The 12,011-nt window shown below is 62.0% G+C and carries 9 protein-coding genes; 2 read left to right on the plus strand and 7 right to left on the minus strand.

Annotated features, from left to right (window positions below; all coding sequences use genetic code 11):
* Positions 1-5: 5 nt before the first annotated feature.
* Entirely contained in the window at positions 6-893 is an 888-nt protein-coding gene (locus tag AC07X6_RS14400; protein WP_230542120.1) for an ABC transporter ATP-binding protein, read from the minus strand.
* A 277-nt stretch (positions 894-1,170) separates the two neighbouring features.
* Here AC07X6_RS14400 and AC07X6_RS14405 point away from each other — a divergent pair, with 277 nt between their 5' ends.
* The gene (locus AC07X6_RS14405) at positions 1,171-1,665 is read left to right on the plus strand and encodes a GNAT family N-acetyltransferase (protein ID WP_494791399.1); all 495 of its coding nucleotides are present in this window, start codon (positions 1,171-1,173) and stop codon (positions 1,663-1,665) included.
* Here AC07X6_RS14405 and AC07X6_RS14410 read toward each other — a convergent pair.
* Positions 1,662-2,510 (minus strand): porin family protein, encoded by an 849-nt coding sequence (locus AC07X6_RS14410; RefSeq protein ID WP_494791400.1) that lies wholly within the window; start codon positions 2,508-2,510, stop codon positions 1,662-1,664. The two genes, AC07X6_RS14405 and AC07X6_RS14410, sit on opposite strands and share 4 nt — an antisense overlap.
* Positions 2,511-2,747: 237 nt before the next feature.
* Between AC07X6_RS14410 and AC07X6_RS14415 the strand changes: the two genes are divergently transcribed.
* Positions 2,748-3,494 (plus strand): metallophosphoesterase family protein, encoded by a 747-nt coding sequence (locus AC07X6_RS14415; protein ID WP_494791401.1) that lies wholly within the window; start codon positions 2,748-2,750, stop codon positions 3,492-3,494.
* Here AC07X6_RS14415 and AC07X6_RS14420 read toward each other — a convergent pair.
* The 5 genes from AC07X6_RS14420 to AC07X6_RS14440 all read right to left on the minus strand — a co-directional run bounded on the left by AC07X6_RS14420 (position 3,487) and on the right by AC07X6_RS14440 (position 11,977).
* Positions 3,487-4,830, minus strand: coding sequence for a sigma-54-dependent transcriptional regulator (locus tag AC07X6_RS14420; RefSeq protein ID WP_230542116.1), 1,344 nt, complete (start codon positions 4,828-4,830; stop codon positions 3,487-3,489). The genes AC07X6_RS14415 and AC07X6_RS14420 overlap by 8 nt on opposite strands.
* Positions 4,823-6,733 carry a sensor histidine kinase gene (locus tag AC07X6_RS14425; protein ID WP_230542115.1) on the minus strand — a complete coding sequence of 637 codons (1,911 nt, stop codon included), beginning with the start codon at positions 6,731-6,733 and terminating at the stop codon, positions 4,823-4,825. Before AC07X6_RS14425 ends, AC07X6_RS14420 begins: the two co-directional genes overlap by 8 nt.
* Before the next feature lie 121 nt (positions 6,734-6,854).
* A complete protein-coding gene (locus AC07X6_RS14430; RefSeq protein ID WP_494791402.1) occupies positions 6,855-7,847 on the minus strand; it encodes a porin in 993 nt (330 codons plus the stop codon).
* 108 nt (positions 7,848-7,955) lie between these two features.
* The gene (locus AC07X6_RS14435) at positions 7,956-9,269 is read right to left on the minus strand and encodes a dicarboxylate/amino acid:cation symporter (RefSeq protein ID WP_494791403.1); all 1,314 of its coding nucleotides are present in this window, start codon (positions 9,267-9,269) and stop codon (positions 7,956-7,958) included.
* Between the two features lie 374 nt (positions 9,270-9,643).
* Complete coding sequence (locus AC07X6_RS14440; RefSeq protein WP_494791404.1) at positions 9,644-11,977, minus strand: catecholate siderophore receptor Fiu; 2,334 nt, start codon at positions 11,975-11,977, stop codon at positions 9,644-9,646.
* Positions 11,978-12,011: the final 34 nt, after the last annotated feature.

The raw sequence follows: 12,011 nt of genomic DNA on the forward strand, positions 1-12,011 counted from the left end.
GCCCCTTACGCGGCGACGCCGCTGCGGGCGGCGTTGCGTACATGCAGGAAGTACACGTCTTCCAGGTCCGGCGCGATCTGCACGAAACCGCTGTCGGGCTGGCTGTCGGCAAACACATTGATCTGCGGCTTGCCGCCCACCAGGCGCGTCGACAGCACATTGTGCGACTGCTGGTACTGCGCCAGCTCGTCCATGCTGACGCTGCGGCGCCAGACCTTGCCGAGCAGGGTGTCGATGGCCGCCTGCGGTTCGCCCTGCACCAGCACTTGCCCCTTGACGATCATGGCCATGCGCGGGCACAGGTCCGTCACGTCGTCGACGATGTGGGTCGACAGGATCACCACCACCTGCTCGCCGATCTTCGCCAGCAGGTTCAGGAAGCGGTTGCGCTCGTCCGGGTCCAGGCCGGCCGTCGGTTCATCGACGATCACCAGGCGCGGCGCGCCCAGCAGCGCCTGGGCGATGCCGAAGCGCTGGCGCATGCCGCCCGAATACGTGCCCAGGTTGCGCTTGCGCGCTTCCCACAGATTGGTTTGCTGCAGCAAGGCTTCCACGGCTTCCTTGCGCGGGCCCTTCTCCGTCAAGCCTTTCAAGACGGCAAAGTGGTTGAGCAGGGTTTCCGCGCTCACTTTCGGGTACACGCCGAAATCCTGCGGCAGATAGCCGAGCTGGCGGCGCAGGCCGGCCTTGTCCTGCAGCACGTCGACGCCATCGAAATGGATGCTGCCGCTATCGGGATCTTGCAAGGTGGCAATGGTACGCATGAGTGAGGACTTGCCTGCGCCATTCGGACCCAGCAAGCCGAACATTCCGTTGGGAATCTCCAGGCTGACATTGTTGATGGCTTTGACGCCATTGGCATACGTTTTGTTCAGCTGTTTGATCGATAGCATGTGCAGCACTCTCCAGAGCTTGGGTATGAAAGCCGGCAGATTCCTGTCTGCCGGTCTGTGTCAGGGGATCACCCTTGTTTTATGACAACCGCGATGGCGGATGTTACTCAAAAACAATAATATATAGCCAATTGGAAGAAAATTAATGTTTTTGCGACCAGAGGTGGAAATGCGGGGCTGAAATGCGGGAGGGGAGGATGAACGACGTGGTGCTACACTCGCCAGTTTCAGCGACGCCAGGCGGCGGAAAGACGGGACCATGCCGGAAACACAGAACATGACATTGCGCGCCGTTGCGCCGGGCGAAGCAGGGGCGCTGGCGCGGCTGTTCCAGCTGTACTGCTACGAGAATACGGCCTGGAGCGGCGAAGACGTGCTGGCCGACGGCCGCTACGATGTGTGCGATGCCGGACTGGCCGAGTATGTGCATGCGCCCGGACATACGGCCGTCTGGATCGAGGTCGATGGCGCGCTGGCGGGCTTCTTCGTCACGGAACCCGGCATGGCGGGCGCGCTGCCGGTCCGGGAGTTCAGCGACTTGTTCATCTTGCAGAAATACCGGCGCCGGGGGCTGGCGCTGGAAGTGGTGCGGCGCGTGCTGCTCGATGGCGAGCAGACGTGGCTGGTGGCGACGTTCCGCGCCGATGCGCAGGCGAATGCGTTCTGGCGGCAGGCGTTTGCGCGCCTGCCGTTTGCCAGGGTCGAGGCGTATGACGATCCGGAATTGCCGCAGTTTCAGCTCTATTTGCTGAAACCGGCGGCGCTCGCTTAAAAGCGCACTTTTACATACGCCGACGGTCCCGTCAGGCGGATGTTCAGGTCGGCATCGCGTTCGCTGTCGCGGTGCAGCTTGATTTTCGAGATGCCGTAGTCGGCCACGAAACCGATATTCTTGAATGGAAACCATTCCACGCCGATATTGCCGCCGTAGATGTGGCCGTTGATGCGCCCGCCATTTTTCTTGATGCCCGACGCTTCCGCATACATGCGCAAGTCCGGCGTGAAGGCGTGGCGCCAGCCCACCTCCAGCAGCGGCGCGAACGCGTGCTCGCCGATGGAATCGCGTGCCGTGGCCGTCTCGCCATTGACGACGCCCGTGGCCGTGCCGTTCAGGCTGGCATGGTAGTAGGCGGCGCCCAGGCCGATGCCGAAGGTGTCGTTGCCGCTGCCCAGCCACCATTTATAGGCCAGCTTGGCCAGGTCCAGCTTCAGATCGGCATTCGCCGTCGCCGTGCCTGTGACGGGCTGGCCATTGATGATGGTGTCGCCCGTCAGGCTTGGCGTGTAGGATTTGTCGTAGCGGTAGTAGTCGAATGCCAGGCCGTGGCGGTCGCCGATCAGCAAGTCCGCTTTCACGCGCGGGATGGTGGTGTGGCTTGGCTTCGATTCGGGCGCGTCGATGCGGCCAAATTCGGTGTCGGCGCCGATATTGATGCGCGGATCGGCGGAAAAGGCGCCCAGCGAAATGCTGACGCGGTCCAGGGTGGGCGACGGTTCCGCCCGCGCCGCGGCGGCGGCCGTCGCAATGCCCAGTACGCCCAGCATCATGGCGCTGCGCAAGGCAAGATGGCGCAAACGGGGGGGCGACAGACGGGCGGGGACGGGCGTGGCAAACATGGGACTACTCCTCAAAATATAAGTGAAAACGGCCGCGACGTCGGGGTGGCTGGTGTCATGCGGCAATGCAATGAGGAAATGGTAGCAATTGTTACTTTTGGATTACGTAGCCGCACGGCGCAACTTACCGTCGGATTTGTCCTACCGTATGTAACAGCCGGTAGGCAGGCGGGTGTGCCGCCATTGCCTGCAACGGGACACGCGTGCAAAATGGTGCGCACGAGGAGGAAACACCGCATGAGAATCGCCGCCATTTCCGATATCCACGGCAACCTGGATGCGCTGGACGCCGTGCTGGCCGACATCGCCGGGCGTAACGTGGACGTGACCGTCAACCTGGGCGATATCGTTTCGGGCCATCTGCAGCCGCGCGCCACGGCGGCGCGCCTGATGGCGCTGAACCTGCCCACGATCCGCGGCAACCACGAGCGCCAATTGTTCGGCGACCCGGCCCGCATGGGCGTGTCGGACGCTTTTGCGCGCGCGCAACTGCTACCGGAGCAACTGGACTGGATAGCCGCGTTGCCCGCCACCTTGCGCTTGCGCAAGGACGTGCTGCTCGTGCATGGCACGCCGACAAGCGACCTCGTGTATTTTCTCGACAGCGTCACGCCGCAAGGCAGCCGCGCCGCCACGCCGGCTGAAGTGGCAGAACGGGCCGGGACGGCGGACGCGGCCCTGATCCTGTGCGGCCACACGCACATGCCGCGCCAGGTGCGCCTGGCCGATGGCCGGCTGATCGTCAATCCGGGCAGCGTGGGCTTGCAGGCGTACGACGATGACCACGGTTATCCGCACGTGATGGAAAACGGCACGCCGCATGCGCGCTATGCCATCGCGGAACAGGGCGCGGACGGCGCCTGGACGGCGCACTTTCACGCCGTCGCATACGACTGGGAAACGGCGGCCCGGCTGGCGCTGGCGAACGGGCGGCCCGACTGGGTCGCGCCCTTGCGCACGGGCCGGGTCGGCGTGCTTACCTGAACTCTTCGGCGACGAGGTTGTACTTCTGCATCTTGTGATACAGGGTTTGCTTCGGCAAACCGAGCACCGTGCTCACTTCGCTGACGTTACCCGAATATGTGCGCAGTTCCTGTTCGATCAGGGCGCGTTCGAAGCCGTTCACTTGCTCCGCCAGCGACAGCGGGCTGGCCAGTCCGGCCGCCAGCAGGCTCGAGGCGCCACCGGCGATACCGAGCACGAAGCGGTCGGCGATATTGCGCAATTCGCGCACATTGCCGGGCCAGGAATGGGCCATCAGGTTGCGCATCTGCGCGCTGGAGACCACGGGCGCGGCGCGGTTGTAGCGGGTGGCGGCGGCCAGCACGAAGTGTTCGAACAGGATGGGAATGTCTTCGCGCCGTTCGCGCAGCGGCGGCAGATGCAGCACGATCAGGTTCAGGCGGTAGTACAGGTCGCTGCGGAATTTCTGTTGCTGCGACAAATCCTCCAGGTCCAGCTTGGCCGCCGCGATGACGCGCACGTCGACGGGCGTGGGCACGTTCGAGCCCAGGCGCTCGATATAGCGTTCCTGCAGCACGCGCAGCAATTTGACTTGCAGCGACAAGGGCAGCGATTCGATTTCATCGAGGAAAAACGTGCCGTGGTCCGCATGCTCGATCTTGCCCACCTGCCGCTTGGCCGCGCCCGTGAATGCGCCCGGTTCATGGCCGAAGACTTCGCTTTCGAAGATGCTTTCGGGAATCGCGCCGCAGTTGACGGCGACAAAGTTATGCTTGCGGCGGTGGCTGAAGTCGTGCAGGCAGCGGGCCACCATTTCCTTGCCCGTGCCCGTATCGCCATAGATCAGCACGTCGGCGGGTTCGTCGGCTACGTCGAGTATCAAACGCCGTATGTCGCGCATCGCCACGGAATTGCCCAGTAGGCGCGCCTCGATGCCGCCGCCGTCCTCGAGCTGGCGGCGCAGGCTGTGCACTTCCAGCATGAGTCTGCGCGTTTCCAGCGCGCGCAGGATGACGTCGACCAGCTGGTCGGACGAATACGGCTTTTCGATGAAATCGTAGGCGCCCGTGCGCATGGCGTGCACGGCCATCGTGATGTCGCCATGGCCCGTGACGAGGATCACGGGCAGGTGCGGGTCCAGCGTCTTGACGGCTTGCAGCAGCTCCAGGCCGCTCATGCCGGGCAGGCGCACGTCGCTGACGATGATGCCGGGAAAGTCCGGCGTCAGCAGTTTATAGGCCAGTTCGGCCGAGTGAAACGCCAGCACGTCCAGGCCGGCCAGTTGCAATGCCTGCTCGCTGCCCTCGCGTACGGTGGGGTCGTCCTCGACCAGCAAGACCTTCAAGCCGTCAAACATGTTTTTCCTCCTGCGTTGCAATCTGTAGTTCGATGGTGAAGACGGCGCCGCCGCCGGGGGCGTTTTCGGCGCGCAGCACGCCGCCGAACTGGCGCGTGATCTGTTCGGAGATGGCCAGGCCCAGGCCCAGGCCCAGTCCTTGCGGTTTGGTCGTGAAGAACGGCTCGAACAGGTGTTCATACACTTCCGTCGACAGGCCGGGGCCCGTATCGGCCACGTGGATCAGCACGTGCTCCGGCGTGCATTCGACGGCCACGCGCAGGCTGCGCACGTCGCTGCCGTTCATGGCGTCGAGCGCATTCGCGTACAGGTTCACCAGCACCTGCTCCAGGCGGTTGCTTTCGCACATGGCGAAGATGTCGTCGGGCGGCAGTTGCAAAGTAAAACGCACATTTTCCACCTGCAGGCGGCGCTCGACCAGGAACAGGGCGTTGCTGATCGCCGTGGGGATCGAGACGGAAGTCAGGCTGGTCGTCGATTTGCGCGCAAAGATCTTCAATTGGCCCGTAATGGTTCCCATCCGGGCCGCAATTTGCGAGATCTTCGCCAGGTTGCGCCGCGCATCGTCGAGCCGTCCCCGTTCCAGCAGGATGACGGCATTGTCGGACATGGTGCGCAGCGCCGTCAGCGGCTGGTTCAGTTCATGCGTGATGCTGGCCGACATCTGTCCCAGCACGGCCATCTTGCCGGCTTGAAACAGTTCATTTTGCGTGATGTGCAGCTTTTGCTCGGCCTTGCTGCGCACCTCGATTTCCTGGCTCAGGCTTTGCGTCATGGCATTGAGTTCCGAGGTGCGTTCCTCGACCATGGCTTCCAGGTTGTCGTAGGCATGCTGCAGGTCTTCGCGGGCGCGCAGCTTTTGCGCCACGGCCGCGCGCCGCTGGCGCAGGTAAAAGAACAGCAGCATGAAAAAGCCCAGCAGCACGCAGGAGAAGGCGGCCGCCGCGCGCGCGCTGGCCTTCGCCTGCGCCAGGTCGGACAGGTAAATGAAAGTCCAGCCTTGCGGCGACTTGAGCTTGATCTGCGTCATCACGCTGGAGCTGATCTTCGGCGGCGTGTCGGCGTGTTCCTGTTCGCGCACGCTGATCACGCGCGCGCCATTGCCCAGCTGGCGGTCGGAGACGAAAGGGATGGCTTCCAGCTGCTTCGAATAATACTGGCGCGTGCGGTTGAGTTCTTCGACGATGGCGGGCGACAGGGGCGCCAGGGTCTTGTACTTCCAGTCCGCCATGGAACTGAGGAAGATCACGCCGTGCTCATCGGCCAGCATGACCTTGTCGGCGCCCTGCACCCAGCGTTTTTCCAGGGTTTCCAGGTTCACCTTGACCGTTGCCAGGCCCAGCATGTGGCCATTCTGGTAGATGCCGTGGGCAAAGAAATAGCCGGGCTCGAGCCGCGTCGTGCCGACGCCATAAAAACGCCCCGGCGTGCCGCGCAGCGCATCCTGGGCGTAGGGGCGGAATGAGATATTGTCGCCAATAAAGCTGTCCGGCCCCTGCCAGTTGCTGGCGGCCCGCGTGTTGCCGTCCAGGTTGCTGATGAAAATGGTCGACGATTTCGCCTGGGCGTTCATCTGCTCGAGGTAATGGTTGACCGTATCGACCAGCACCGGGTCTTCCGGGTGCTGCAGCAAACGGATGACGTCGCGGTTCAGCTCCAGCGTCTTGGGCAGGAAGTCATACTTTTCCAGCGCGTTTTCCAGGCTGCTGACATACACTTCGAGGCGCTGCGCGCCGCTGGCCTGCAGCTTGCCGATGGCGATGCGTTCGGTCCAGAAATACACGAGCCAGACGGTGGCCAGACAGGCGGCCAGCACCACGCCCCAGGCCAGCGTTTCGCGGCCCGACCGCTGCGACAGGCGCTGGCGCCAGGAAAGGGAGGGTTTGGTAGTACTGCTATTCATAAAATCAGCTGCCAACTTGCAAGAACCCACAGTATCGCATTTAAATATTGCGTAAAAAGAAAAAGCCGCCGGATATGCATCCGGCGGCTCACGCTTTTATGTCACGGACAGTTCAACGTCCTTAGAACGTGTGGCGCATGCCCAGGTTAAAGCCGCTGGTGCCGGTGCCGTCGTCGGTGGCATTGCCGACCTTGTAGGTCGCGCCGTTCTTGTTGCTGATGTGGCCGTAACCTGTGTACAGGTCGCTGCGCTTGGACAGCGCATAGAAGGCGCCGATGGCCCACTGCTGGGCGTCACGGTTTGCATTGCTCTTGTCGTTATGGCGGATGTACGACGCGACCAGCTTGGTGGCGCCGAACGGGGCGCTGAAGCCGACCAGGATGTCGTTGCTCTTGCTGTTGTCCAGGGCGCGGTTGTCGGCGTAGCCGAAGTTGCCTTGCACGACGCCAAAGTCGTAGCGCGTGGCCAGCAGGGTGTTGCGCGTTTGCTGGGTCGCCAGCGCATTTTCCTGGCGGTGGTGCGTCAGGGTCACGTTCAGCGGACCGTCGATGTAGTGCACGGCACCGCCCATGCTGCGGTTTTTCGCATTATCGCCGGCCACTTCGCCAAAGCCATACGCCAGGTCGGCCGACAGCTTGCTCCAGGTCGGCGTGCTGTATTGCACCATGTTGTCGATGCGATAATTCGGTGTCATGATGTTCGACGCCGTGCCGGCCAGGCCGATGACAAACGGATCGGCCACGTCGCGCAGGGCCAGGTAGTACGGCGTGTATTGGCGGCCCAGCGTGACGGCGCCGGCGCTGCCGGTCAGGCCCACGTACGACTGGCGGCCGAACAGCCGGCCGCCCTGGCCCGAGGTGCCGGTATCGATATTGAAACCACTTTCCAGCACGAAAATGGCGGCCAGGCCACCACCGAGGTCTTCCTTGCCCTTGAAGCCGATGCGCGAGCCCGAGGCGACGCCGGAAGCGACGCGGTTCAGGCGGTCTCCAGCCGCATCCTTGTCGAACACCAGTCCGGCGTCAGCCACGCCGTACATGGTGACGCTCGATTGGGCCATGGCGCCGGTGGAGGCTGCGCCGAGGGTCAGCAGGGTAAACAGGACTTTTTTCATGAAAATCTCTCTAATAAGTTGGAATGACTACTGATCGCACTACCTGACTGCTTGTTACTCAACATCGACAACAAATAAATGGCCCGCTTGTGGCGGGCCATGGCGCTATCAGGCTTTGCTAGCGTGATCCGCTTCGCCCCAATGGCTTTCCGTGTTCTGGTTGGCCGCATTGGCCGCGGCTGCTTCTTCCTCGGTGGCCAGGCCACCTTCCCACTTGGCGACGACGGCCGTGGCGACGGCATTGCCGACCGCGTTGGTGGCCGAACGGCCCATGTCGAGGAATTGGTCGACGCCCATCAGCAGCAGCAAGCCCGCTTCCGGAATATTGAACTGGTTCAGGGTAGCGGCAATCACTACCAGCGAGGCGCGCGGCACGCCGGCCATGCCTTTCGAGGTCAGCATCAGCAGCAGCAGCATGGTGATCTGCGTGCCGATCGACAGGTCGATGCCATAGGCTTGCGCGATGAACAGCACGGCAAAGGTGCAGTACATCATCGAGCCGTCGAGATTGAAGGAGTAGCCCATTGGCAACACAAAACTGGAAATCTTGCGGTCCACGCCGAACTGGTCGAGCGCCGTCAGCAGTTTTGGATACGCCGCTTCCGAGCTGGCCGTCGAAAATGCCAACAGGAATGGTTCGCGGATCAGGCCGACGAGTTTGAAGATGCGCGGGCCGATGACGACGAAGCCGGCGCCGATCAGCAGGGCCCACAGGCACAGCAGGCCCACGTAGAAGCCGCCCATGAACTTGGCAAACGTGACCAGCACGCCCAGGCCGTGGGTGGTGATGACGGAGGCCATCGCGGCGAACACGGCCAGCGGGGCCAGGTTCATGATGGTGCCGGTGATGCGCAGCATGACTTGTGCCAGCTGGTCGACGACGGCCGTCAGGGTCTTGCCCGATTCGCCCAGGCCGGCCAGTGCGCCGCCGAAGAAGATCGAGAACACCAGCACTTGCAGGATTTCATTGTTGGCCATGGCCTCGATCGGCGACTTCGGCACCAGGTGCGTGAAGAAATCTTTCAAGGTGAAGGCGGCCGTTTTCAGATTCGTCGAAGCGTGTATGTCCGGCAATGGCAAGCCGAGGTTGGTACCCAGCTGCATCAGGTTCGACAGCACCATGCCCAGCGCCAGCGAGACCAGCGAGGCGACGACGAACCAGCACATGGCTTTCAGGCCGATGCGGCCGGCCGTCTTGCCGTCGCCCATGTGGGCGATGCCGACCGTCAGGGTGGAGAACACCAGCAGCGCAATGATCATCTTGATCAGGCGCAGGAAGACGTCGGTGACGATGGAAATATTGCCAGCGATTTGCTTGCTCATGTCAGCATCGGGGAAAGCGGAATGGCATCCATAACCGACGGCAATGCCGAGGATCATGGCAATCAGGATGTACAGGGTTAATGGCCGTTTCTTTTTCATTATGACTCCTCCGGTGAAACGCCGCTGTGAGCGGATTATTGATTGCGAGCAACTCAAGCTTGGAGTCAATATTTCTCAAAAACAAGCCCTTGCGTGCCAGCGATTATTTGCAGCAAAACCTGTACATAGCAAAGGATATGCCTGAAATGGGAATTTGGGACTTAACTTCTTAAGTTGTTGATTTGAGGAAGCTTTTTTGTTGCTTAGATGTCGCAACTTTGCACGCTTGCGCGAAATATTGGACGCGGCAGGCCATCGCTGTATGACTTTTCATACGCTAGTCACGGCAGGGTGGCGGTACGCCAAAAAGGCAAGATTATCAGGACAATAAAAAAGCCCCTCCGAAGAGGGGCTTGATGTGGCGCAATGCGTGTTTAGAACTTGATATTCGCCGTCAGGCTGAACGAACGAGGCTGGCCCGGGGTGTAGCGGAAGCCGGATTTGTTGATGGCCGCCACATAGGTCTTGTCGGCCAGGTTGTAGGCGTTCAACTGCAAGTCGAGGTTCTTGTTGACGGTATAGGTTGCCATGGCGTCGAAGACCCAGTAGGCATCCACGCGGGCCGGCGTGCCGACGGCGCCATCGGTGCCGCGCAGCATTTCACCCACGTAACGCGCGCCGCCGCCGATCTTCAGGCCGAACGGCAGGGTGTACGAAGTCCAGCTGGTGAACGCCTGTTTTGGCGTGTAGGTGAGGCTCTTCTCGCCGCTGGCCGTGAAGACCTTGTTCGACTCGACCTTGGTATTCATGCGCGTATAGCCGGCGCTGACCAGCCAGTTCGGCATGATCTCGCCCACCACGCCCAGTTCCAGGCCTTGCACGCGCTTCTTGCCGGTCTGGTAATAAATGGTCGAGATGACAGGATCTTGCTCCACTTCATTCTTGACGGTGGTCTGGTAGACGGCGGCCGAGAGCGACAGTTTTTGCTTCAGGAAGTCCCACTTGGTGCCGATTTCCTTGGTGATGGTTTCCTGTGGGTCATAGTTCGGGTTTTGCGCGCTGCTGGCGGCGGTGCTCAGGCCGAAGTTGACGCCAGGCGGCGCTTTCGACGTGGCCAGCAAGGCGTACACGCTGCTGTCCGGCGTCGGCTTGTACATGGCCGAGATCTTGCCGTTGGCCAGGGTGTCGCTCAGGGTCAAATGGGTCGGAATCGGCGTGCCCACTGGCAATGGCTGTACCGCGGGCGCAGTCACGGCCCCTTGCAGGGCGACGGCGTCATACGTGGTGTTGAAATGGTCGAAACGCACGCCGCCGTTGAAGATCCACTTGTCGCCGAACTTGACGGTGTCGAACACATACAGGCTTTGCGTGTTGACTTCGCCTTCCGTGAAGGCGCCGCTGCGCACGGGATTGTGGCCGGTGACGGTGTCGCGCGGATTCGGGTGGTACAGGTTCGCTGCCGGCAAGGTGCCCAGGCTGGCTGGCACATAGCTGTAGTTGGTCTGTTTTTCGCTGGTGAATTCGGCGCCGGCCACCACGGAGTGCTTCAGCACGCCCGTGTCGAATTGCGCGCTGACGACGGTCTGGTTGGTCAGGATCGTGTTTTCCTGATCCTTGACGGTGCGCAGCGAGCGCGCCAGGGTCCAGGTCGACGGATCGGTGGGAACCGGTGTCTTCAGGTTGCCCATGCTGCCCATGAAGGCCGTCAGCAGGTAATCCTGCTGGGTCTTGCCGTAGCGCGTGGTGTTCTGGATCTGCACGTTGGGCGAGAAATCATGGTCGATGCGCAAGGTGCCCATGTCGGCCTTGACCTTGTCGTAGTCCGAGGTGGAGCCGTAGAAATTCTTCGGATCGACCCTGGCGGCGCCGTTCAGGAAGCTGCGGATGATTGGTTGGTCCTTCGTGGCGACGTCCGGCGTCGCGTAGCCTGGCAAGCCGATGGTCGGCACGCCGCCGTCGGGCACGTTGTTCTGGTCCACGTGCAGGTAGCTGGCCGTGATGCGCGTCGGTTTGCCGAGGCCGAAGGTGACGGTGGGCGCGAAGGCCCAGCGCTTGTTCTTGACTTCATCGCGCGCCGGGTTGCCGCTGTCCTGCGTCATCAGGTTCAGGCGCATTGCCGTGCCGGTATCGCTGTCGAGGATGCGGTTCCAGTCGGCCGTGGCGCGTTTCTGCTTGCCGCTGCCGGCCGTCAGCAGGGAATTGAATTTGTTTTCCATGGTGGCCGTCTTGCTGACCAGGTTGATCGAACCGGTGGGCGAGCCGCGGCCGCTGTCCGTGCCCGCCGGGCCCTTCAATACGTCGATCTGTTCGATGTTGAAGACGTCGCGCGAGATGGAACCCACGTCGCGCACGCCATCGACATAGATGCTGCCCGACGAATCGAAACCGCGCATGTAGACGGCGTCGCCCGTGTTCGTGTTGCCGTTTTCGCCGAGGAAGAAGGTACCGACGCCAGGCGTGTTGCGCAGCGCGTCCGTCAGGGTCAGCGCACCTTGCTGTTCGATCAATTCCTTCTTGATCACGACGATGGTTTGCGGCGTATTGACCAGTTCTTCCGTGTACTTCGGCGACGAGGCTTTTTCGGCCTTGAAATCATTTTCCTTCGAGCCCACGACCTTGATTTCGTTCAGGGTTTGCTGCGATGCCGGGGCGCTTTGGCCGGCCGGGTCGGCCGCCTGGGCGGCGACGGGCAGCAGCATCACGGCCAGGGCGGCGCCGATGTGCTGGTTGAAACGGGTTGGGGCGTGTTTGCGGCTCTTGATTGCCATCTTGCTCTCTCGATAAGGTCAGGGTAGTGGTTCC

This window comes from Janthinobacterium sp. GW460-12-1-14-LB5 (genome assembly GCF_059423585.1).

What these genes read in the sequence shown, in the direction of transcription:
- AC07X6_RS14400 (WP_230542120.1), bottom strand. Translation starts at nt 893, where the DNA reads ATGCTATCGATCAAACAGCTGAACAAAACGTATGCCAATGGCGTCAAA.
- AC07X6_RS14405 (WP_494791399.1), top strand. Translation starts at nt 1,171, where the DNA reads ATGACATTGCGCGCCGTTGCGCCGGGCGAAGCAGGGGCGCTGGCGCGG.
- AC07X6_RS14410 (WP_494791400.1), bottom strand. Translation starts at nt 2,510, where the DNA reads ATGTTTGCCACGCCCGTCCCCGCCCGTCTGTCGCCCCCCCGTTTGCGC.
- AC07X6_RS14415 (WP_494791401.1), top strand. Translation starts at nt 2,748, where the DNA reads ATGAGAATCGCCGCCATTTCCGATATCCACGGCAACCTGGATGCGCTG.
- AC07X6_RS14420 (WP_230542116.1), bottom strand. Translation starts at nt 4,830, where the DNA reads ATGTTTGACGGCTTGAAGGTCTTGCTGGTCGAGGACGACCCCACCGTA.
- AC07X6_RS14425 (WP_230542115.1), bottom strand. Translation starts at nt 6,733, where the DNA reads ATGAATAGCAGTACTACCAAACCCTCCCTTTCCTGGCGCCAGCGCCTG.
- AC07X6_RS14430 (WP_494791402.1), bottom strand. Translation starts at nt 7,847, where the DNA reads ATGAAAAAAGTCCTGTTTACCCTGCTGACCCTCGGCGCAGCCTCCACC.
- AC07X6_RS14435 (WP_494791403.1), bottom strand. Translation starts at nt 9,269, where the DNA reads ATGAAAAAGAAACGGCCATTAACCCTGTACATCCTGATTGCCATGATC.
- AC07X6_RS14440 (WP_494791404.1), bottom strand. Translation starts at nt 11,977, where the DNA reads ATGGCAATCAAGAGCCGCAAACACGCCCCAACCCGTTTCAACCAGCAC.